The 21,958-nt window shown below is 58.8% G+C and carries 22 protein-coding genes; 16 read left to right on the top strand and 6 right to left on the bottom strand.

Going from position 1 to position 21,958, the window contains the following annotated elements; genetic code table 11:
- The first annotated feature begins 15 nt into the window (after positions 1–15).
- On the top strand, positions 16–1,107 hold the full coding sequence (locus AC1RO5_RS06790; protein ID WP_493173793.1) for an aminopeptidase: 1,092 nt from the start codon (positions 16–18) through the stop codon (positions 1,105–1,107).
- Between the two features lie 38 nt (positions 1,108–1,145).
- Here the strand turns inward: AC1RO5_RS06790 and AC1RO5_RS06785 are convergent, their stop codons facing one another.
- Both AC1RO5_RS06785 and AC1RO5_RS06780 read right to left on the bottom strand, forming a co-directional pair.
- A complete protein-coding gene (locus AC1RO5_RS06785) occupies positions 1,146–1,796 on the bottom strand; it encodes an HAD family hydrolase (protein ID WP_493173792.1) in 651 nt (216 codons plus the stop codon).
- A 45-nt stretch (positions 1,797–1,841) separates the two neighbouring features.
- Positions 1,842–2,387, bottom strand: coding sequence for a gamma carbonic anhydrase family protein (locus tag AC1RO5_RS06780; protein WP_493173790.1), 546 nt, complete (start codon positions 2,385–2,387; stop codon positions 1,842–1,844).
- Positions 2,388–2,449: 62 nt separating this feature from the next.
- On the opposite strand from AC1RO5_RS06780, the gene prlC reads away from it, so the two are divergent.
- The 3 genes from prlC to AC1RO5_RS06765 all read left to right on the top strand — a co-directional run bounded on the left by prlC (position 2,450) and on the right by AC1RO5_RS06765 (position 6,965).
- Positions 2,450–4,540, top strand: a complete 2,091-nt coding sequence (prlC, locus tag AC1RO5_RS06775) for an oligopeptidase A (protein WP_493173788.1) — start codon at positions 2,450–2,452, stop codon at positions 4,538–4,540.
- Positions 4,537–4,824: a YheV family putative zinc ribbon protein gene (locus tag AC1RO5_RS06770; RefSeq protein ID WP_493173786.1), complete on the top strand. Its 288-nt coding sequence runs from the start codon at positions 4,537–4,539 to the stop codon at positions 4,822–4,824. Before prlC ends, AC1RO5_RS06770 begins: the two co-directional genes overlap by 4 nt.
- A gap of 107 nt (positions 4,825–4,931) precedes the next feature.
- Complete coding sequence (locus tag AC1RO5_RS06765) at positions 4,932–6,965, top strand: M3 family metallopeptidase (protein ID WP_493173784.1); 2,034 nt, start codon at positions 4,932–4,934, stop codon at positions 6,963–6,965.
- Positions 6,966–6,972: 7 nt separating this feature from the next.
- Here AC1RO5_RS06765 and AC1RO5_RS06760 read toward each other — a convergent pair whose 3' ends face one another.
- Positions 6,973–7,620 (bottom strand): dual specificity protein phosphatase family protein, encoded by a 648-nt coding sequence (locus tag AC1RO5_RS06760; protein WP_493173782.1) that lies wholly within the window; start codon positions 7,618–7,620, stop codon positions 6,973–6,975.
- 255 nt (positions 7,621–7,875) lie between these two features.
- On the bottom strand, positions 7,876–8,181 hold the full coding sequence (locus AC1RO5_RS06755; RefSeq protein WP_493173780.1) for a hypothetical protein: 306 nt from the start codon (positions 8,179–8,181) through the stop codon (positions 7,876–7,878).
- Positions 8,182–8,423: 242 nt separating this feature from the next.
- Here AC1RO5_RS06755 and AC1RO5_RS06750 point away from each other — a divergent pair, with 242 nt between their 5' ends.
- From AC1RO5_RS06750 to AC1RO5_RS06740, 3 genes are all read left to right on the top strand, one after another.
- Complete coding sequence (locus tag AC1RO5_RS06750; RefSeq protein ID WP_493173778.1) at positions 8,424–9,482, top strand: PA0069 family radical SAM protein; 1,059 nt, start codon at positions 8,424–8,426, stop codon at positions 9,480–9,482.
- Between the two features lie 244 nt (positions 9,483–9,726).
- Positions 9,727–10,458, top strand: a complete 732-nt coding sequence (locus AC1RO5_RS06745; protein ID WP_493173776.1) for a carbonic anhydrase — start codon at positions 9,727–9,729, stop codon at positions 10,456–10,458.
- A gap of 131 nt (positions 10,459–10,589) precedes the next feature.
- Positions 10,590–12,116 (top strand): SulP family inorganic anion transporter, encoded by a 1,527-nt coding sequence (locus AC1RO5_RS06740; protein ID WP_493173774.1) that lies wholly within the window; start codon positions 10,590–10,592, stop codon positions 12,114–12,116.
- Positions 12,117–12,228: 112 nt separating this feature from the next.
- Here AC1RO5_RS06740 and AC1RO5_RS06735 read toward each other — a convergent pair whose 3' ends face one another.
- Entirely contained in the window at positions 12,229–12,879 is a 651-nt protein-coding gene (locus tag AC1RO5_RS06735) for a hypothetical protein (protein ID WP_493173772.1), read from the bottom strand.
- Positions 12,880–13,251: 372 nt separating this feature from the next.
- Here AC1RO5_RS06735 and coxB point away from each other — a divergent pair, with 372 nt between their 5' ends.
- The 4 genes from coxB to AC1RO5_RS06715 all read left to right on the top strand — a co-directional run bounded on the left by coxB (position 13,252) and on the right by AC1RO5_RS06715 (position 17,698).
- A complete protein-coding gene (gene coxB / locus AC1RO5_RS06730; RefSeq protein ID WP_493173770.1) occupies positions 13,252–14,379 on the top strand; it encodes a cytochrome c oxidase subunit II in 1,128 nt (375 codons plus the stop codon).
- 82 nt (positions 14,380–14,461) lie between these two features.
- Complete coding sequence (gene ctaD / locus AC1RO5_RS06725) at positions 14,462–16,054, top strand: cytochrome c oxidase subunit I (RefSeq protein WP_493173768.1); 1,593 nt, start codon at positions 14,462–14,464, stop codon at positions 16,052–16,054.
- Positions 16,055–16,219: 165 nt separating this feature from the next.
- Positions 16,220–16,777, top strand: a complete 558-nt coding sequence (locus AC1RO5_RS06720; RefSeq protein WP_493173766.1) for a cytochrome c oxidase assembly protein — start codon at positions 16,220–16,222, stop codon at positions 16,775–16,777.
- Between the two features lie 33 nt (positions 16,778–16,810).
- Positions 16,811–17,698: a cytochrome c oxidase subunit 3 gene (locus tag AC1RO5_RS06715; RefSeq protein WP_493173764.1), complete on the top strand. Its 888-nt coding sequence runs from the start codon at positions 16,811–16,813 to the stop codon at positions 17,696–17,698.
- Between the two features lie 15 nt (positions 17,699–17,713).
- Here the strand turns inward: AC1RO5_RS06715 and AC1RO5_RS06710 are convergent, their stop codons facing one another.
- Positions 17,714–17,917 carry a twin transmembrane helix small protein gene (locus AC1RO5_RS06710; protein ID WP_019651201.1) on the bottom strand — a complete coding sequence of 68 codons (204 nt, stop codon included), beginning with the start codon at positions 17,915–17,917 and terminating at the stop codon, positions 17,714–17,716.
- Between the two features lie 70 nt (positions 17,918–17,987).
- On the opposite strand from AC1RO5_RS06710, the gene AC1RO5_RS06705 reads away from it, so the two are divergent.
- From AC1RO5_RS06705 to AC1RO5_RS06685, 5 genes are read left to right on the top strand one after another with little or no spacing between them, the layout of a single operon-like run.
- Positions 17,988–18,728: an SURF1 family protein gene (locus tag AC1RO5_RS06705; RefSeq protein WP_493173762.1), complete on the top strand. Its 741-nt coding sequence runs from the start codon at positions 17,988–17,990 to the stop codon at positions 18,726–18,728.
- Positions 18,694–19,287: a PA_0111/PP_0108 family redox-active disulfide protein gene (locus AC1RO5_RS06700; RefSeq protein ID WP_493173760.1), complete on the top strand. Its 594-nt coding sequence runs from the start codon at positions 18,694–18,696 to the stop codon at positions 19,285–19,287. The genes AC1RO5_RS06705 and AC1RO5_RS06700 overlap by 35 nt, the downstream gene beginning before the upstream one ends.
- A 10-nt stretch (positions 19,288–19,297) precedes the next feature.
- Positions 19,298–20,377: a COX15/CtaA family protein gene (locus AC1RO5_RS06695; RefSeq protein ID WP_493173758.1), complete on the top strand. Its 1,080-nt coding sequence runs from the start codon at positions 19,298–19,300 to the stop codon at positions 20,375–20,377.
- Entirely contained in the window at positions 20,365–21,264 is a 900-nt protein-coding gene (gene cyoE, locus AC1RO5_RS06690; RefSeq protein ID WP_493173756.1) for a heme o synthase, read from the top strand. The genes AC1RO5_RS06695 and cyoE overlap by 13 nt, the downstream gene beginning before the upstream one ends.
- Complete coding sequence (locus AC1RO5_RS06685; RefSeq protein WP_493173754.1) at positions 21,261–21,896, top strand: SCO family protein; 636 nt, start codon at positions 21,261–21,263, stop codon at positions 21,894–21,896. The genes cyoE and AC1RO5_RS06685 overlap by 4 nt, the downstream gene beginning before the upstream one ends.
- The last annotated feature ends 62 nt before the right edge of the window (positions 21,897–21,958 follow it).

Below are 21,958 nucleotides of genomic sequence, written 5' to 3'. Positions count from 1 at the left end.
AGGGATTTTTTTATTTTGATCAGGCCGCGTCCAAGCCTTGGGTTACTTGATCGCGTTTTACGCATTTTGTTTCCGGGTGTGATTCTTTTGTTGCTCAACGGCTGCGCGAGCATCAGCTATTACGGCCAATTGGCCAGTGGTCAGCTGCACTTGCTGCGGGCTCGGGAGCCGGTTGCCAGTGTGATTGCCGACCCTGCCCGCGATCGGCAATTGCGTGCGCATCTGGCCCAGTCACAAAAGGCCCGAACGTTCGCCAGCCAACACCTGCATCTGCCGGACAACCAGAGCTACCGCTTGTACGCCGACATCGGCCGACCGTTTGTAGTCTGGAATGTCTTCGCCACGCCGGAGTTTTCACTGAAGCCGCAGAACCATTGCTTCCCTGTCGCCGGCTGCGTCGCTTATCGCGGCTTTTACAGTCAGAGCGCTGCCCGCGGTGAGGCCGCCTTGCAACGCCTGCAAGGTATGGACGTGTCGATCGGCGGCGTCGAGGCCTATTCGACGCTCGGTTGGTTCAACGACCCGATCATTAGCTCGATGATGGGTTGGGGCGACGAACGGTTGGCCACGCTGATATTCCACGAACTCTCCCACCAACGTTTTTATGTGAAAGACGACACCGAGTTCAACGAGTCCTTCGCCACGTTCGTCGAACAGGAAGGCACTCGCCAATGGCGCGCATTCCGAGACATGCCGCCGGATAATGGAGCGTTGGTACGCCAACGCGACCAGTTCATCCAGTTGATTCTGGACACCCGCACCCGGCTTGAACGGCTTTATGCCCTGCCGCTGCCGGCCGACCAAATGCGTGAGCGAAAAGCGGCGGAGTTCGAACAACTGCGCCGTGAGTACAGGACCCTGCGCAGCAGCCAATGGGCTGGCAACAATCGCTACGATGCGTGGATCAACGCCCCGATGAACAACGCCCGATTATTGCCGTTTGGTTTGTATGACCAGTGGGTACCAGCGTTTGCCGCACTGTTCAGGCAGGTCGATGGCGATTGGGTGAGGTTTTATGCGGCAGTGGAGAAGGTGGGCGCGTTGCCGGTTGGAGAGCGCAAGGCGGCGTTGAGGGCGTTGGCAGGATCAGCAAATTCCGGTGGATGAACAGGCCCCTTCGCGGGCTTGCCCGCGAAGGGATTTGATCAACGCTGCAGAAACGCCTGATGCAACTCATCCAGCGTCTCGAAGTGATACGCCGGTGCTTCGGCGCTCAATTCTTCCCGGCTGCCAAACCCATAACCCACCGCTGCCGCGTCCAGCCCATTGCTACGAGCACCGATCAGATCGTGCTTACGGTCGCCGATCATCAGCGTATTAGCCGGGTCCAAACCTTCTTCGACCATCAAGTGTGCAATCAGCTCGACCTTGTTGGTCCGCGTGCCATCCAGCTCACTGCCATAAATCATCTTGAAATGCTTGGCGAAGTCGAAGTGCCGGGCAATTTCCCGGGCGAAAACCCATGGTTTGGAGGTCGCGATGTACAGTTGCCGCCCTTGCCCACCGAGGGTTTCCAATAGCGGTGTAACCCCGTCGAACACGCGGTTTTCATACAGGCCGGTAACCTTGAAGCGTTCACGATAGAAGTTCACTGCTTCCCAGGCCTTGGGCTCGTCGAAGTCATAGAACTGCATGAACGCCTGTAACAACGGCGGGCCAATGAAATGTTCGAGCCTGGTCAAGTCCGATTCATCGATACCCAGTTTGCTCAGGGCGAACTGGATGGAGCGGGTGATGCCTTCGCGCGGGTCGGTCAGCGTGCCATCGAGGTCGAACAATACGGTTTGGTAATGCATGGAAATTCCTGAGCAATGGCCAGACGCTTTTCGTTATCAAGAGGTTTAGAGCTGGTCGTAGCCTTCGACCAGATGCAGATCCTTGAGCTTCACGTAATTCGCCGCGCTGTAGGTGAAAAAGGCTTTTTCCTTGTCCGTCAGCGGCCGGACCTGCTTCACCGGGCTCCCGACATAAAGGAAACCGCTTTCCAGGCGCTTACCCGGTGGCACCAGGCTACCGGCGCCGATGATCACATCGTCCTCGACTACCGCACCGTCCATGACGATGCTGCCCATGCCAATCAGAATCCGGTTGCCCACGGCGCAACCATGAAGCATGACTTTATGCGCGATGGTTACATCGTCACCGATCAGTAACGGAAAGCCATCGGGGTTGAATGGCCCTGCATGGGTGATGTGCAGCACGCAGCCGTCCTGCACGCTGGTGCGCGCACCGATCCGGATGCGATGCATGTCGCCGCGGATCACCGTCAGCGGCCAGACGGAGCTGTCTTCGCCGATTTCGACGTCGCCGATCACCACTGCCGAGCCGTCGACAAAAGCGCCTTTGCCCAGCAGCGGCGTGTAGTTCTGATACTTGCGAAGGGTCACGATAGGGTTTCTCTCTGTTGCCGATAGCTGCGGTGAGCTTCGATTGTAATTAAGATGGGCGCATGTTTCTTCCCGCATGTTTTCCAGCCAAGGTGCCAACCGTGAGCGTGAACAACCCTCTTCTGCAGTCCTACGACCTGCCGCCGTTCTCGGCGATCCGTGCCGAACACGTGCAACCGGCCATTGAAAAGATCCTGGCTGACAACCGCGCCGCCATCGTCGACATCCTCAAAACCCAGGGCAAACAGCCAACCTGGGCTGGCCTGGTGCTGGCGATGGACGAACTCAACGATCGTCTGGGCGCCGCATGGAGCCCGGTCAGCCACCTCAATGCCGTGTGCAACAGTGCTGAACTGCGCGAGGCTTACGAGTCCTGCCTGCCGGCCCTGAGCGCCTACGCCACCGAGCTGGGCCAGAACCGTGAACTGTTTCAGGCCTATGAAGCGCTGGCGAACAGCCCTGAGGCCGCCGGTTTCGACGTGGCGCAGAAAACCATCCTGGAGCATGCCCTGCGTGACTTCCGCCTGTCGGGTATCGACTTGCCTGAAGCCGAACAAAAACGTTACGCCGACGTGCAGAGCAAACTGTCGGAGCTGGGCAGTCGCTTCTCCAACCAGTTGCTCGACGCCACTCAGGCCTGGACCAAGCACGTCACCGACGAAGCCGCCCTCGCCGGCCTGACCGATTCGGCCAAGGCGCAAATGGCCGCCGCCGCGCAAGCCAAGGACCTGGACGGCTGGCTGATCACCCTGGAATTCCCGAGTTACTACGCGGTGATGACCTACGCCCAGGACCGTACCCTGCGCGAAGAAGTCTACGCCGCCTACTGCACCCGTGCGTCGGACCAAGGCCCGAATGCCGGGCAGAATGACAACAGCCCGGTCATGGAAGAAATCCTCGACCTGCGTCAGGAGCTGGCAAAACTGTTGGGCTTCGCCAGCTTCTCGGAGCTGAGCCTGGCGACCAAAATGGCCGAGTCCAACGATCAGGTGCTGAGTTTCCTGCGCGACTTGGCCAAACGCAGCAAACCGTTTGCCGCCCAGGATCTGCAACAGCTCAAGGCCTACGCCGCCGAACAGGGTTGCCCGGACCTGCAAAGCTGGGACAGCGGTTTCTACGGTGAAAAACTCCGCGAGCAGCGCTACAGCGTTGCCCAGGAAACCCTTCGCGCGTACTTCCCGATCGACAAGGTTTTGGGTGGTCTGTTCGCGATAGTCCAGCGCCTGTACGGCATCGAGATCGCCGAGCTGAAAGGCTTCGATACCTGGCACCCGGACGTTCGCCTGTTCGAAATCAAGGAAAACGGCCAGCACGTCGGCCGCTTCTTCTTCGACCTCTATGCCCGCGCCAACAAGCGTGGCGGTGCCTGGATGGACGGCGCCCGCGATCACCGCCGCACGATCAATGGCGTGCTGCAAAGCCCGGTGGCGAACCTGGTGTGCAACTTCACCCCGGCCGACAGCGGTAAACCAGCCCTGCTGACCCACGACGAAGTGACCACCCTGTTCCACGAGTTCGGTCACGGCCTGCACCACCTGCTGACCCGCGTCGAGCACGCTGGCGTGTCCGGCATCAACGGCGTGGCCTGGGATGCGGTCGAGCTGCCAAGCCAGTTCATGGAAAACTGGTGCTGGGAGCCGGAAGGTCTGGCACTGATTTCCGGTCACTACGAAACCGGCGAGCCGCTGCCTCAGGATCTGCTGGAGAAGATGCTCGCAGCGAAGAACTTCCAGTCCGGCCTGATGATGGTCCGCCAACTGGAGTTTTCGCTGTTCGACTTCGAGCTGCACGCCACTCACGGTGACGGCCGCAGCGTACTGCAAGTGCTCGAAGGCGTACGTGATGAGGTTTCGGTCATGCGTCCGCCGGCCTACAACCGTTTCCCCAACAGCTTCGCCCACATCTTTGCCGGTGGTTACGCGGCGGGTTACTACAGCTATAAGTGGGCAGAGGTATTGTCGGCCGATGCCTTCTCGAAATTCGAAGAAGACGGCGTGCTCAATGCCCAGACCGGTCGTGCGTTCCGCGAAGCGATCCTGGCTCGAGGTGGTTCCCAGGAACCGATGGTGCTGTTCGTCGACTTCCGTGGCCGGGCGCCATCGATTGACGCACTCTTGCGCCACAGCGGCCTGACCGAGGACGCGGCAGCATGAGTGAGGGACCTGTGATTACCAAAAAACGCTTTATCGCCGGGGCGGTCTGCCCGGCCTGCAGCGAGCCCGACAAGTTGATGATGTGGAACGAAGACTCCGTTCCGCATCGCGAATGCGTGGCCTGCGGTTATTCCGACACGCTGAATGAACAAGGCCTGTCGGTGCCCAAGGAATTGGGCACCCGGGTTAACACCTCAGCACTCAAGGTGCCGGACGCCAAGGTTCAGGCCGTGCAGTTCTTCCCGAACCCGAAGCTGAAGAAAAAGCCTGACGAGCAAAACTGACTGGAACACCACCTTTCACTCCCGTGGAAGGTGGTATCTATCTACCACCTTTCCCCTGCGCTTCCTTTTAGGCTGACCACATTCAGCCTCCAGTCAAGGAAGACACCATGCCAGATACCAATCCGCTTCTGCAGTACTGGGACCTGCCGCCCTATTCGCACGTTCGCGCCGAGCATCTCGTGCCGGCCATCGAAAAAATCGTCAGCGACAACCGTCAGGCCATTTTCGACATTATCGCCAGCCAATCAACATTCCCGACCTGGGACGACCTTGTGCTGGCGATCGATGAAAGCGATGCACGCCTGGCTGAAACCATGGGAATCATCGAAACCCTCGCGATGGTGAAGCACGACGGTGACACCTGGGAGTTGGCAAGCGGTACATGTCGCGATGCCGTGGCGCAGTACAAAACCGAAAAAATGAGCAATCAGGCGCTGTTCCGGGCCTATCAAAAGCTTGCACAAAGCCCGATCGCCGCAAGTTTCGATGAGTCTCGCAAAGCCGTGCTGAACAAGATTCTACGCAGGTTTCGTTTCTCCGGAATCGAGTTGCCCCTCGATCAACAGCAACAACTTGCTCACCTGAATCGCGAAATCAGCGCGCTCGAGAGCCTGTTCTTAATGCACCTGGAGAATGCAAGCTCGGCCTGGAGCAAGCGTATCGACAATGTCGCTCAACTCAACGGTTTACCCCTGGCGACCAAAGATCGTCTGGCACTCAACGCACGGCAGGCTGGGCATGAGTGCTGGCTGATAACCCTGGATCAGGACACCTACAATCAAGTCATGGCCTACGCCGAAGACCGCCCCCTGCGTGAAGAGTATTTCGTTGCCTTCAGCACTCGAGCCTCCGATCAGGGCCCGCACGCCGGACAATTCGATAATGGACCGGTATTGAAATCGCTGTTGGTTCAGCGTCATCGCAAAGCCCAACTGCTAGGGTATGAAAACTTTGCCCAATTGAGCCTGGCGAACCGGATGGCGGACTCAACCGCACAGGTCAGCGGATTCCTGCGTCGACAAGTGGCGCTTAAAACATCGAGTTTCGAGGAGGATGCGCAAACGCTCAAGACTTTCGCGGCCAGCCAGGGTATCGCTGAGGTACAGCCCTGGGACCACGAGTTTCTCGCCGAAAAGCTGCGTCAACAATACCTGGATACGCCCCTGAAAAGCCTGCGCGATTATTTTCCCCTGGACGCAACCCTGCGCCGAATCTGCCTGTTCAGCGAGCGCATGTTCGGAATCCGGATCGTTGAACAAACAACGTTCAGTCGCTGGCATGACAGCGTCCGTCTGTTTGAAGTCAGCGAGCACGGGCAGGTGGTCGGGCATATTTACCTCGACCCGTTCCATCGCAAGGAGGCCCCTGACTTTCCATGGACCGCAACACCGCGCAACCGGCGAGTGGACGCCGAAGGCCGGTTGACCCTGCCAATTGCCGTTATTCACGCCAACTTCACTGAGGCCTTGGCTGATCAACCTTGTTTGCTGACCCATCTGGATCTGCGGGTACTTTTCCATGAATTTGGCCACTGCCTGCACCACACCCTGACTCGTTCACCGCATTACACCCTTTCAGGCATCTCCCAGCTGGGACGCGACACGGCGGAATTTGCCGGCCAACTATTCGAACGCTGGTGTTTCTCACGAGAGTTTCTACAGTGGCTGGCGGTCCACCACCGCACCGGTGAACGCTTGACCGAGGCTCAAATCGATAAAGCACTGACATCGCTTCAAGCCCATGGCAACTGGCAGACAGCCCGATTGCTGATGGCTGGCTTATTTGATTTCCAATTGCACCGATCTCAAGGTGATGGCCGTAGCGTTCAGCGGGTATTCGAAGACGTACAGCGGGAAATTCCTCACTTGAAACTGTCTTCCTATAGCCGGCTCGCCAACAGTTTCGATTATATGGTGACCGGTTACGGCGCCTCGGTTTACGCCTACAACTGGTCAGATGTATTAGCCACCGAAGCCTTCAAACGCTTTGAGCGGGATTGGGTTTTCAATATCCAAACAGGTAAGGCCTTTCGCGAAGCCATTTTTTCACCTGGGGATTCACACTCTCTGTTGTTATCTCTAGAGGCGTTTCTGGAACGGCCGCTTGCCGAGGATCTTTTCCCAGTCGCAGTAGGTAGCTGAGGCACGATTACTCGATGTGAGCCGAGTTGAACCAACTCTTCATCGAACACATGGCAAACGGGCTTGTGCTGCAATCACCATTGGCCAGCGCCGTACGAAGTTTGTCGACATCGGCCTGCATCATGTAGCGAATGCCGTCCTTGAAGTGGGTGCTATCGCCAAAACCGCCCTGAGTCATTTCACTCAGCGCATCTTCCTTACTCCAGCCCTGCACCACCACCCGGTACATCGCCGCCATCAGGCCGGTGCGATCCGAGCCGTGTTTGCAGTGCATAAGCACAGGCCCTTTGGCCTCGGCGGTCTGAATCGTGCGAAGGGCCTTGAGCACATCACTGTCATCCACATGATTGGTGCGGTAGGGCAGCTGTATCTGGGTGATTCCGGGTTTGGACAACCAGCTTGAGTCCGGTTCAGGCAGGAAGTTGATGACGGTGGCGACCTTGAGTTTCTCCAACAACGGCACCGCCCCCTTGTCCGGCAATGCACTTCGATAGAGGGTCGGGGACATCTGATAGAGGTTGTACTGAACCTCCACCGATTGAGCCCAGTCCGCAGGCCGGGATAGAACAGCGTCGTCAGCGTGAGCCAGCGTCAGGTTGAAAAGTGCGGCCAGCGACAAAAGAAACGTCGCAGGTAGAAGGCGCAGTAGGGACATGCTCAGGCGACCGTGAAGTGGTGGATAAGTGATCGATAGCCTGAACTCGGGACAGTCAAAGACCTGTGAGGCCGCTGTCAAAGAATCGTGAATAGAACAGCAAATGCCAGAGGCTGGTTGTCATTCGGGTCAGCCGGACTGTCCGACATCGCTAATTGACTGAGAGACACTATCCGGCAAAGGCTTGAGTTAATAGACGCAGATAAAACCAGGCCTGCCTGGAGTCTCATGCAGGCCTGGCAACAACTATCAACTTCAGGGATTTACGATACTGGAATAAGCCTTGGCCAAGGCCAGCAGTTTGGCCTTGTCGTCACCATCGATATCGCCATCACCGTCCACATCGCTGTTAATGGTCTTGATCGTGAAGGACTGACCACTATCGCTGGAAACCGCTGTCACATAGACGGAATCGACCAGTGCCTCTGTCTGCACTTCATTTACCGCATCCCACTCCAGCTCTTTACGGGCAAGCTGCATCGATACTCGTGCTTCGCGAGGATTGGTTATGCTGGGGGCCAACAGTTGTAAAAAAATACCGCGCTGATTTAAAAACGACATTACTAATTCCTTTTAATGATTAATCCACGACAACTTCGTGTGGCATGGATAGTACTGTCAGTCTTTGTGATCACGCTACTTGGCACATGTTTCCAGCGGTGACTGTTGCGAAACTATCTTGATCCAGAAACTTATCTCGTTAGTTTGTTTATATCATCTCGGACATTCAGTTGCCGAACGGTACTGGCTTGTTGCCTTACCCCTTGATACTGTATGCACGTACAGCCACCAGGCCTTTATCGATGAACACGCCTCTGCCACCCCGCGGTCGTGGTACCGCCACCAACCCACACAACCGTTTCGCGCCGATCCGTTCGGTGGCCGAGGATGACGGCTGGTATCAGGAAGTGCCTATCACCCAAGGAACCGAGGTGCGCATCGAGACGGCGAAAACCATCATTACTCGCAACAACTCGCCGGACTTGCCCTTCGACCGTTCGATCAATCCCTATCGCGGCTGCGAGCATGGCTGCATCTATTGCTACGCACGGCCCAGTCACGCCTACTGGGATATGTCACCAGGGCTGGATTTCGAAACCAAACTGATCGCCAAGACCAACGCCGCCGATGTGCTGGAAGAACAACTGTCCAGGCGCGGCTATCAATGCGCGCCGATCAACCTGGGCTCCAACACCGACCCTTATCAGCCGATCGAGCGTGAACACAGAATCACCCGCAAGACGCTCGAGGTACTGCTGCGCTACCGCCACCCGGTGACCATCATCACCAAGGGCTCGCTGATTCTGCGCGATCTGGACTTGCTGGCCGAACTCGCCGGGCAACGGCTGGTGGCGGTAATGATCAGCCTCACCACCCTGGACGATGAGCTCAAACGCATCCTCGAACCCCGTGCTGCTGCGCCCAAGGCGCGACTTCGGGCGATCCGGGTGATGCGCGAAGCCGGGATTCCGGTGGGCGTTTTGTGTTCACCGATGATTCCGATGATCAACGACAACGAGCTCGAAAGCCTGCTGACCGAAGCTCATGCGGCCGGAGCGCAAAGTGCGGCCTACATGATGTTGCGATTGCCACTGGAAGTGGCACCCTTGTTCGAAGAGTGGCTGGCAGCCCACTATCCTCAGCGTGCAGCTCATGTCCTAAGCCTGATCCGTCAGAGCCGTGGTGGCGAGCTTTACGACAGTCGGTTTGGCGCCCGTATGCGCGGTGAAGGGCCGTTTGCCGATTTGCTGGCGCAGCGTTTTGCCAAAACCATCAAGCGCCTGGGGCTCAACCGTCGGGAAGGTTTCGATCTGGACTGCAAAGCCTTTTGTCCGCCGGGTCGCCAGATGTCATTGATTTAAGGACAACTGGACCTATGGTGGAGTAGTGAAAAAAGCATGTCGTGTTCAAGCTGGTCATATTTCTTATGACCTGGAACGCACGTTCTAGAGCATTTGATTCAGTTTGAGTTAAGCTTCGGTCGCTACCTTGTTCATCGAGTGACTGACGGGTCTGATTTCTTGACCTGGATGTTTTTTAAACAGCCACTGGCTTCACATCGGACAAAACGGGAAAATTCCCTGACTCCGCCAAAGAGGATGAATCATGAGTGACAAGGATAAACAGCCGTTGGCTGCGTCGGCTTCAGCCCAACCCGAGGCGGAAACCGCCGATGCAGCGCTACAGCATATCGTTGACGGCTTTTTGCACTTCCATCACGAGATCTTTCCGCAGCAGGAAGAACTCTTCAAAAAACTCGCCACGGCCCAGCGGCCTCGGGCGATGTTCATCGCGTGCGCCGATTCGCGCATTGTTCCCGAACTGATTACCCAAAGCGCCCCCGGCGACCTGTTCGTCACCCGTAACGTCGGCAACGTCGTGCCACCTTATGGGCAAATGAACGGTGGTGTTTCCACAGCCATCGAATACGCAGTGCTGGCGCTCGGCGTGCAGCACATCATCATCTGCGGCCACTCCGACTGTGGCGCCATGCGCGCGGTACTAAACCCGCAGAGCCTGGAGAAGATGCCGACGGTCAAAGCCTGGCTGCGCCATGCGGAAGTGGCAAAAACCATGGTTCAGGACAACTGCCATTGCACCAACGAAAACGAGAGCATGCACATCCTCACCGAAGAGAATGTGATCGCTCAGTTGCAGCATTTGCGCACGCACCCGTCGGTGGCCTCGCGCATGGCCAACGGTCAGCTGTTTATCCATGGTTGGGTGTACAACATCGAAACCAGCGAAATCAAAGCCTACGACGCGGATCAGGGTTGTTTCCTGCCGCTCGACGGCAGTCATCCAATTCCGGTGGCGACGCCCAAAGCGCGCTTCTAAATCCTCTTCGTAGCCTGTCTCACAACTTACGTTTGCGAGACAGGTCACCAGGTCCCTGTGTGGTTTAGCCGAGGCTGCTGATCAAGCAGCCCGGCTTCGCCATGCCTGAAGAAAACTTCGGGAGAGTCACCATGCCTGCCGCTCAATTAAAAGCTGTTCTGCCACGGGAGCTACTGGCTTCGGTGGTTGTGTTTCTGGTTGCCCTGCCTTTGTGCATGGGCATCGCCATCGCCTCAGGGCTGCCACCGGCCAAAGGCCTGATCACCGGCATCATCGGTGGGCTGGTGGTTGGCTGGCTTGCCGGTTCACCGCTGCAAGTCAGTGGCCCGGCGGCGGGTCTGGCGGTATTGGTGTTCGAATTGGTGCGCCAGCATGGTATCGCCATGCTCGGGCCGATTCTCTTGCTGGCAGGTTTTCTGCAATTGGTGGCCGGGCGCTTGAAACTGGGTTGCTGGTTTCGGGTCACGGCGCCGGCTGTGGTGTACGGCATGCTCGCCGGTATCGGTGTGTTGATCGTGCTGTCACAGGTGCACGTGATGCTCGATGCCGTGCCCAAGCCCTCGGGGCTGGATAACCTGGCGGCTTTCCCCGCTGCGGTGATTCAGGCTTTGCCTTCGTTTGGCTGGCAAGCGGGTTTGCTCGGGCTGTCGAACATTGCCGTGATGTGGCTGTGGGAAAAATTCCGCCCGCACTCCCTGCGTTTCGTTCCCGGTGCATTGCTCGGGGTCGGTCTGGCAACGATCGCCAGCCTGGCGCTTGCCTTGCAGGTCAAACGTGTGGAGGTTCCGGCCAACCTGGCGGAGGCCATCGACTGGCTACGTCCGGCGGATCTGCTCAACCTGGCTGACCCAACCCTGCTGATCGCCGCCTTCGCCGTGGCCTTTATCGCCAGCGCCGAAACCCTGCTCTCGGCCGCCGCCGTGGATCGCATGCACAGCGGTCAACGCTCGGACTTCGACCGCGAATTATCGGCACAAGGTGTGGGCAACATGTTGTGTGGTCTACTCGGCGCGCTGCCGATGACCGGGGTGATCGTGCGCAGCTCGGCCAACGTTCAAGCCGGCGCCACCACCCGCCTGTCGACAGTGTTCCATGGCCTGTGGTTGTTGGCTTTCGTGCTGCTGCTATCGAGCGTGCTGCAAAGCATTCCGGTGGCGAGTCTGGCGGGCGTGCTGGTTTACACCGGCTTCAAACTGGTAGACCTCAAAGCCTTTCGCGGCTTGGGCCGTTATGGCCGGATGCCGATGTTCACCTATGCGGCGACCGCACTGGCAATCATCTTCACCGACCTGCTGACCGGTGTGCTGATCGGCTTCGGCCTGACGCTGGCCAAACTGGCCTGGAAGGCTTCGCGCCTGAAAATCAGCCTGATCGATCTGCCGGCGGACGGCGAGATGGAGCTTCGACTGGTGGGGGCGGCGACCTTCCTCAAGGTACCGGCGTTGACCCAGGTGCTGGGGAGCATCCCGGCAGGCGCGACGGTGCATGTGCCGCTCAATAACCTGAGCTACATCGATCACTCGTGCCTTGAGTTGCTGGAGGAGTGGGGCCGGGCCAATGCGGCCAAGGGTTCGAAGCTGTTAATTGAAGCGCGGGGGTTGAAGCGCAGGCTTGAAGGGCGGTTGCGTACCACGACGGGCGTAGGTTCCGCCGGTTAAACCACTTGTAGGAGCGAGGCTTGCCCGCGAAGGCGGTGTGTCAGTCGACATCAATGTTGAATGTCAGGCAGCCTTCGCGGGCAAGCCTCGCTCCTACAGGGGTTGCATAGACTTACGCAGCTGGTTGATCCAGCTCCAACTCCACGCCCAATTGGCGCGACAGGCACGGCCAGCGCTTCCACGCGGCGCCGGTGTCCGGGCTGTTGAGTTTCTCGCGGTAGGCCTCCACCGACTCCAGCGCGAAACTTTCATCATTAAGCATCTCGTCCACCGCGTGATGCACCGCCTCATCCAGTTGATTGGCAAACTCCTCGCCAATCAGTTGGTGGGCAATCAGGTTGGCAACAGTCATGTCCAAGGGGATCAATGGCTGGCCAAAATGCTTGATGTACAGGTCGTTGACCTCTTCGACCAGGCGGTGCGCCAGATAAGCTTCGTCCAGCAGGCTGTCCAGGCCGACGTGACCGGCCATGATCGCCGGCGGCTGGAGGAAAAACTGCTCGGCGATTTTCAATACCGGCTTGATCTGCGATTCGATACCCGCTTCCCTGGCAACTTCATTGGCTGCATCCAGCAGGTCTGGCACTTGTTCAATATACGCGGCCACAAAACGCGTCATCACGCCGTTGGCGTCGACATCCGGCAATTGGATGGCGGAGTGAAGGTGCGGCAGTTGGGTTTCCAGCTGACGAGTCAGTTGGCCGGTCTCGGCCTCATGTTGTTGGGCTTGTTGGATCTGCTCGCGCAATGCGGCGGTGTTCATGAAAACTCCAGGAAACAAAGGCAATGAAATAGGGAAGACATAACTTAGCTGGCTTAAGAAAAAGGCTAAGACGCATTTGTCATAATTATTTCATCCTTGAGACATCATAGTTATATCGATTTGCCACCACTCGTCTACATCCTTCTCCATTCGTGACCTGGAACGCAAGTCCGGGCTGTTTCAGTTGATTTACGCCGTCGCGTTGCGAGGTGGCAGTCGCTGTCTATACTCGGTTCTGAATGGAGTTAGCTGATGACACCCGACTGCATATGCAGCAAGGCTCGGCGATTCAAGTTCGTGGTCTGAAAAAGCCGCTCCCTTGCCGCAGGCGTTACGCCTACGGGATAACAAGAACGATAAGGGGAACCCGCAATGATGCGACATCCACATGTCTGGATGGGCCTCCTGTTGTGGTCGATTTTCAGTCAGGCGCAAGCGGCCTGGACTGTCAATATGGCGCCTGGAGCGACTGAGATCAGTCACGCAGTATTCGATCTGCACATGACCATTTTCTGGATCTGTGTGGTGATCGGCATCATCGTCTTCGGCGCCATGTTCTGGTCGATGATGATCCACCGCCGCTCGACCGGGCAGGTGGCCGCTAAATTTCATGAAAGCACCACCGTTGAAATCCTCTGGACCATCGTGCCCCTGCTTATCCTGGTGGCCATGGCGGTTCCCGCAACCGCCACACTGATCAAGATGTACGACAACACCGAGTCGGATATCGATATCCAGGTCACCGGATATCAGTGGAAATGGCATTACAAATACCTGGGTCAGGACGTCGAATTTTTCAGCAACCTGACCACCCCCGCCGATCAGATCCACAACAAAGAAGCCAAGGGCGAACATTACCTGCTGGAGGTCGACAAGCCGCTGGTGCTGCCGATCGGTGCCAAGGTGCGCTTTCTGGTGACCTCCGCCGACGTCATCCACTCCTGGTGGGTGCCGGCCTTCGCGGTCAAGCGCGACGCGATTCCGGGCTTCGTCAATGAATCCTGGACCCGTGTCGACAAACCCGGCATCTACCGTGGCCAGTGCGCCGAGCTGTGCGGCAAGGACCACGGCTTCATGCCGATCGTGGTCGAGGTCAAGGAAAAGGCCGACTACGAAAAATGGCTCGGTGAGCGCAAGGCGGAAGCCGCGCAACTCAAAGAGCTGACCAGCAAGGAATGGACCCTCGACGAGCTCAAGGAGCGCGGCGACAAGATCTATCACACCACCTGCGTGGCCTGTCACCAGGCCGAAGGCCAGGGCCTGCCGCCGATGTTCCCGGCACTCAAGGGCTCGAAAATCGCCACCGGGCCGAAAGAGGCTCACCTGAGCCTGGTCTTCCACGGCAAGCCCGGCACCGCGATGGCGGCGTTCGGCAAGCAACTCTCGGAAGTCGATATCGCGGCAGTCGTGACCTATGAACGTAATGCCTGGGGTAACAACAAGGGCGACATGGTCACGCCTAAAGAAGTGCTGGAGATGAAACAGGCGGAAAGCAAATGACCCGGTCTATTGCGCACGTACGGAACCGGTCGGGGCTACGCACCCCGACTTGCCCAGCCCATCTGTTTGCAGGAGACAGGACATGACTGCTGTAATCGATGAACATGTTCATACCGCCACCGACCACGCCCACGGCCCCGCCAAAGGCCTGATGCGCTGGGTGCTGACCACTAACCACAAGGACATCGGCACGCTGTACCTGTGGTTTGCGTTCACCATGTTTCTGCTGGGCGGCTCGTTCGCCATGGTGATTCGTGCCGAGCTGTTCCAGCCGGGACTGCAAATCGTCCAGCCTGAGTTCTTCAACCAGATGACCACCATGCACGGCCTGGTGATGGTGTTCGGTGCGGTGATGCCGGCCTTCGTCGGCCTCGCCAACTGGATGATCCCGTTGATGATCGGCGCGCCGGACATGGCCCTGCCGCGAATGAACAACTTCAGTTTCTGGCTGTTGCCGGCCGCGTTCCTGCTGCTGGTATCGACCCTGTTCACCCCCGGCGGCGGGCCGAACTTCGGCTGGACCTTCTATGCACCGCTGTCGACCACCTACGCGCCGGAAAGCGTGACGTTCTTCATCTTCGCCATCCACTTGATGGGGATCAGTTCGATCATGGGGGCGATCAACGTGATCGCGACCATCCTCAACCTGCGCGCCCCCGGCATGACGCTGATGAAAATGCCGCTGTTCGTCTGGACCTGGCTGATCACCGCGTTTCTGCTGATCGCGGTGATGCCGGTGCTGGCCGGTTGCGTGACCATGATGCTGATGGACATCCACTTCGGCACCAGTTTCTTCAGTGCCGCCGGTGGCGGTGATCCGGTGCTGTTCCAGCACGTGTTCTGGTTCTTCGGTCACCCCGAGGTGTACATCATGATCCTGCCGGCCTTCGGTGCCGTCAGCTCGATCATTCCGGCCTTTTCGCGCAAGCCGCTGTTTGGCTACACCTCGATGGTCTATGCCACGGCCAGTATTGCCTTCCTGTCATTCATCGTCTGGGCGCACCACATGTTCGTGGTCGGCATTCCGCTGGTGGGCGAGTTGTTCTTCATGTACGCCACGCTGCTGATCGCAGTGCCGACCGGCGTGAAGGTGTTCAACTGGGCCAGCACCATGTGGCAAGGCTCGCTGACCTTCGAGACGCCGATGCTGTTCGCCGTGGCGTTCGTGATCCTGTTCTCCATTGGCGGATTCTCCGGGTTGATGCTGGCCATCGCCCCGGCGGACTTCCAGTACCAGGACACCTACTTCGTGGTCGCGCACTTCCATTACGTGCTGGTGCCGGGGGCGATCTTCGGGATCTTCGCCTCGGCTTACTTCTGGCTGCCGAAATGGACCGGCCACATGTACGACGAAACCCTCGGCAAGCTGCACTTCTGGCTGTCTTTCATCGGCATGAACATGGCGTTCTTCCCTATGCACTTCGTGGGCCTGGCGGGCATGCCGCGGCGGATTCCGGACTACAACCTGCAATTCGCCGACTTCAACATGGTGTCGTCGATCGGCGCGTTCATGTTTGGTGCCACGCAGATCTTCTTCCTGTTCATCGTGATCAAGACCATTCGCGGCGGCGAGCCGGCACCGGCCAAGCCGTGGGATGGTGCCGAAGGCCTGGAATGGAGCATTCCGTCGCCCGCGCCGTATCACACGTTCACCACACCGCCGGAAGTGAAATGAACGCCCTGGCCTTTGTGGGAGCGAGCTTTTGTGGCGAGGGAGCTTGCTCCCGCTCGGCTGCGAAGCAGACGCAAAACTTTTGGGGCCGCTTCGCGACCCAGCGGGAGCAAGCTCCCTCGCCACAAGGGCCTGCTCCTAGCGGGTTATGCGTAAAGGTTAGAAATCATGGCTGACTCGATCTCGATGAAGAAACTGGTCACCCGCCTGTTGCTGGTGGTGGCGGCGATGTTTGTCTTCGGCTTTGCCCTGGTGCCGATCTACGACGTGATGTGCAAGGCATTCGGCATCAATGGCAAAACCGCCGGGCAATATGAAGGCGAGCAAACGGTCGACGCCTCGCGGCAGGTTCGCGTGCAGTTTCTGTCGACCAACGCCGCTGACATGCCCTGGGACTTCTATCCCAAGACGGATGAGCTGACCGCTCACCCCGGGGCGGTGAACGAGATGATTTTTATCGCTCACAACCCCACCGACCGGCCAATGAGCGCCCAGGCGGTGCCGAGTATCGCGCCGAGTAATGCGGCCGCGTACTTCCACAAGACCGAATGTTTCTGCTTTACCCAGCAAGTGCTGCAGCCCGGTCAACGCATCGAGATGCCAGTACGGTTCATCGTTGACCGCGACATGCCCAAGGATGTGAAGCACCTGACGCTGTCCTACACGCTGTTCGATATCACCGCACGTCATCCGCCCGTGGCTGTTGCAGCAAGCACGGGTGGCTAGGCGTTAAAGCGTGCCCGATAAGGAGAACAATAAATGGCAACTCATGAACATTATTACGTTCCAGCCCAGAGCAAATGGCCGATCATCGCCACGGTCGGCATGCTGGTCACGGTGTTCGGCCTGGGCACCTGGTTCAATGACCTGAAGGCTGCGCGGCCGGAATCCCATGGCCCGCTGATCTTTTTCGTCGGCGGACTGCTGCTGGCCTACATGCTGTTCGGCTGGTTCGGGACGGTGGTCAAGGAGAGTCGCGCGGGGTTGTACAGCCCGCAACTCGACCGCTCGTTCCGCTGGGGCATGAGCTGGTTCATTTTCTCGGAAGTGATGTTCTTTCTGGCCTTTTTCGGTGCGCTGTTTTATGTGCGCAACATCGCGGGCCCGGCACTGGGAGGTGAAGGCACCAAAGGCATCGCCCACATGCTGTGGCCGACGTTCGAATTCACCTGGCCACTGTTGAACAACCCGGACTCGAAACTCTTTCCTCCCCCCAAGGAAGTCATCAGCCCCTGGGGCCTGCCGCTGCTCAACACCGTGCTGTTGGTAAGTTCCAGCGTCACCGTGACCATCGCTCACCACGCCTTGAAGAATGGCCATCGCGGCGCACTGAAAATCTGGCTGCTGCTGACGGTGTTGCTCGGTTGCGGGTTCCTTGGCTTTCAAGCCAAAGAATACCTGCACGCCTACCACGAGCTGGGCCTGACCCTGGGTTCCGGCATCTACGGCGCGACCTTCTTCATGCTCACCGGTTTCCACGGCGCCCACGTGACCATCGGCACCATCATCCTGTTCGTGATGCTGATGCGCATCATGCGCGGGCACTTCAATGCCGACCACCATTTCGGCTTCGAGGCGGCGACCTGGTACTGGCACTTTGTGGATGTGGTGTGGATCGGGTTGTTCGTTTTCGTCTACGTACTTTGAGCCTGGTACTCATGACTACCAAGGCACGTGGGACACCAACTGGCCGCTGAAAAAACCCCAGGCAATCAAGCCGACAGTGGCAGCGGCCAGCGCAACACGAATACTCAAGGCGATGACCAGACGATTCGAGCTGCTGTCGTCCTTGACCAGAAAAAACAGGCCGCTGAACAGGCTGACAACCGTGGCAATCAGCATCAGGACGATGGCTGCTTTGAGCATGGTGACACTCCGGGGGACAGGCGATGCATGTGAGTATAGCTATCGCGACGACCGACTTTTTGGCGACGCCATGAAGCGCTTCCGGCCGGGCCTCGTGCCGACTCTGGTGGTCGCGGTGCTGCTGCCCTTGCTGGTGTCGCTCGGCTTCTGGCAGTTGAGCCGGGGCGCGGAGAAAAGCGCGCTGCTGCAAAATTACGCCGAGCGCCGGGCAGCCGAACCGATGGCCAGCACTGAGCTGCAACACACCGCAGATCCGGCCTTCCGCCGGGTTCGCCTGCACGGCCAGTTCGATGCCGACCACAGCCTGCTGCTGGATAACCGGCAGCGCGACGGCAAGGTCGGGGTCGAGCTGTTGCAACCGTTTCAGGATCAGGCCACCGGGCTCTGGCTGCTGGTCAATCGCGGCTGGCTGCCGTGGCCGGATCGGCGCACACCGCCATCATTCACCACACCGATTGAGGCATTGAGCCTCGACGCCTGGGTCTACGTCTCCCCCGGCGCAACGTTCCAGTTGCACGCCGACCCCAACACCACGACCTGGCCACAACTGATCACTGCCGTTGAACCGGCCAGGCTGTGGACGGCGCTTGAGCGTGACGGTTTCGCCTACGAATTACGCGCGCAAAGTGGCCCTGCGACCTACCGGGCCGATTGGCCGGTGGTGGCCATGGGGCCGGAAAAGCATCTGGCTTACGCCGTGCAGTGGTTCGCCCTGGCGATCGCACTGTTCGGCCTCTATTTCTATCTCGGATGGCACAACGCAAAGGAGAACAATAATGGGAGTGGCCATGAATCCACCCGGCATGTCTGAGGCGAAAACACCGGTGAATCGACGGCGCGGACGCTTGCAGTTGTTGCTGATTTTATTGGGGGTGATCGGTCCGATGATCCTCGCCACCGGCATGTACAAATTGCAGTTCTGGGTGCCCGAAGGCCGCAGTTATCACGGTGAACTGATCGGCAACGGCCAGACCCGCGCCGACATTGGCGTACAGGCGCAAGAAGAACGCTGGCAGTTGCTGGTGACAGCGCCGAAGGACTGTTCGGTGGACTGCCAGCAGCTGGTTTATCTGGCGCGGCAACTCCAGATCGGCCTTGGTCGCGATGCTGCCCGCGCCAGCCATGCGCTGGCCATCGCTCAGCCGCTGAACAGCGATTACGAGACTAAACTTCAACGCGAGTACCCGCAGTTGCAACGCTATGCATTGGACCTGCCGACCTACACCAAAGGCGCTCAGGGCAATGAGACGCCGCACCTGTGGATCATCGACCCTCACGGCAATCTGGTGCTGCGTTACGACCCGACGGTGAAGGGCAAGGACCTGCTCAACGACCTGCGCCACCTGCTGAAACTGTCGAACATCGGATAAGGGCATCGTCATGGCCAAACCTGGATTTCGCCTCGCGCTGTTTGCCACCTTGCTGGCACTGATTGTGGTGTTGCTCGGCGCTTACACACGCCTGACCCACGCCGGCCTCGGCTGCCCGGACTGGCCCGGCTGCTACGGTTTTATCAGCGTGCCGCAAAGCGAAGCCCAGCTGGCTCATGCCGAACTGCATTTTCCAGACACTCCGGTGGAAGCCCACAAGGGCTGGAACGAAATGGTCCATCGCTACTTCGCCGGCACGCTGGGGCTACTGATCGCGGTGCTGGCGGGCCGCGCCTGGGTCCATCGTCATCATCCGGGGCAGCCGGTGAAGTTGCCGCTGTTCCTGCTGGCATTGGTCATTGGCCAAGCGGCTTTCGGCATGTGGACGGTGACGCTCAAGCTTTGGCCGCAAGTGGTCACCGGGCATTTGCTCGGCGGTTTTGCGACCTTGAGCCTGTTGTTTCTGCTGACCTTGCGCCTGTCCGGCGTATTGCCGGCGCTGACTGTGCCTCGGCGCTTGCAATACTGGGCAACCGCCGGCTTGCTGCTGGTGATCGGGCAGATCGCCCTCGGTGGCTGGGTCAGCTCTAATTACGCAGCAGTAGCCTGCATTGACTTTCCGACCTGCCACGGCCAATGGCTGCCACCGGCTGATTTCGCCAACGGCTTTCACCTGACCCAACACATCGGCCCGAATTATCTGGGCGGGCAACTGGACAGCGATGCCCGCACTGCGATTCACCTGACTCACCGCATCGGCGCGTTACTGGTCACCTTTGTTCTGCTCGGTCTGGCCTGGCAACTGAAGGTCGTCGGCATGACGCGCCTGGCCGCCATGGTGCTGATCGCCCTGGCCGCACAAATTACCCTGGGCATCAGCAACGTGGTGTTCCACTTGCCGCTGCCGTTGGCCGTCGCCCACAACGCCGGCGGTGCAGCGCTGTTGCTGACAATGGTGCTGGTCAATTATCACGCGCGAACCAGCCTTGTTCGGGTCAAGCATCAGCCCCCTCGGCGCTGGCGTCTAAGCCTGCGTAAACACTCGGCCGGGCCCATAACAATAAAAGGAGAGATGCCATGGCGACTCTGATCGGCGAACGTCACAGTCAGGCCATTTGGCGAGACTACCTGGAACTGACCAAGCCGAAAGTGGTGGTGCTGATGCTCATCACCTCGCTGGTCGGCATGTTCCTCGCGACCCGCGCCGGGGTGCCGTGGACGGTGTTGGTGTTCGGCAATCTGGGGATTGCCTTGTGTGCCGGCGGTGCCGCGGCGGTCAACCACGTGGTGGATCGACGCATCGACGCGGTCATGGCCCGGACCCACAAACGGCCTCTGGCCGAAGGCCGGGTGTCTCCAGCCGCTGCGCTAACCTTCGCCCTGGTGCTGGCGGTGCTCGGCCAGGCCTTGCTACTGACTTTCACCAACCCGTTGACGGCGTGGCTGACCCTCGCCTCCTTGCTCGGTTATGCCGTGGTCTACACCGGTTTCCTGAAACGCGCGACGCCGCAGAACATCGTCATCGGCGGCCTCGCCGGAGCTGCCCCGCCACTGCTCGGCTGGACCGCCGCCACCGGTCATGTCGGCGCCGAACCGTTGTTGCTGGTGCTGATCATCTTCGCCTGGACCCCGCCGCACTTCTGGGCGCTGGCGATTCACCGCAAGGAGGAATACGCCAAGGCTGACATTCCGATGCTGCCGGTGACCCATGGCGAGCACTACACCAAAGTCCACATCCTGCTTTATACCTTTGCGTTGCTGGCCGTCAGCCTGATGCCCTACGTGATCCACATGAGCGGCGTGCTCTACCTGATGTGCGCCCTTTTACTGGGCGCAAGGTTTCTGCAATGGGCCGTGGTGCTGTACCGTGGCACTCGGCCGCACGCGGCGATCAACACGTTCAAGTACTCTATCTACTACTTGTTCCTGCTGTTCATCGCGCTGCTCGTAGACCACTACTTACTGTTGATCCTATGACTCGAACCCAGAAAACCGTCTTCATCCTCGTTGCCCTGATCGCGCTGATCCTGGGCCTGACCGTCAATAAAGTACTGACCGGAAAAAACCAGGGCGACCCGACGGCGCTGATCGATGCAGGGATCATCCTGCTACCCCAAAGCCGTAACCTGCCGGACGTGAAGATGACCGATCAGGACGGCAAGCCAGTGGCAGTCAACGAACTGAAAGGCAAGTGGAGTCTGCTGTTCTTCGGCTACACCTTCTGCCCGGACATCTGCCCGACCACCCTCGCCCAGCTGCGGCAGATCAAGAGCGAACTGCCAGCGGATGCGCTGGATAAATTGCAGATCATCCTGGTCAGCGTCGACCCGAACCGCGACACGCCCAAGCAACTCAAGCAGTACCTGGGCTACTTCGATCCGCAATTCATCGGGCTGACCGCGTCCTCGGTCGAAGACATTCAGAAAATGGCCAACGCGGTGAGCATTCCGTTCATTCCGGCGGACACCAGCAAGCCGAACTACACCGTCGACCACAGCGGTAACCTCGCGGTGATCGGGCCGGACGGGACTCAACGCGGGTTCATTCGTGCACCGCTGAACAACCAGAAACTGGTGGCGCAGCTGCCGGTGATGCTCAACCGCCAATAAGCACCACACTCTTTGTAGGAGCCAGGCTTGGGGGGGGGGGGGGGGGGGGGGGGGGGGGGGGG

It is taken from the genome of Pseudomonas sp. GW822-FHT02G04, from assembly GCF_058802085.1.
The sequence above is the reverse complement of the archived record's forward strand: the minus strand, read 5'-3'. Positions and strand labels throughout refer to the sequence as shown.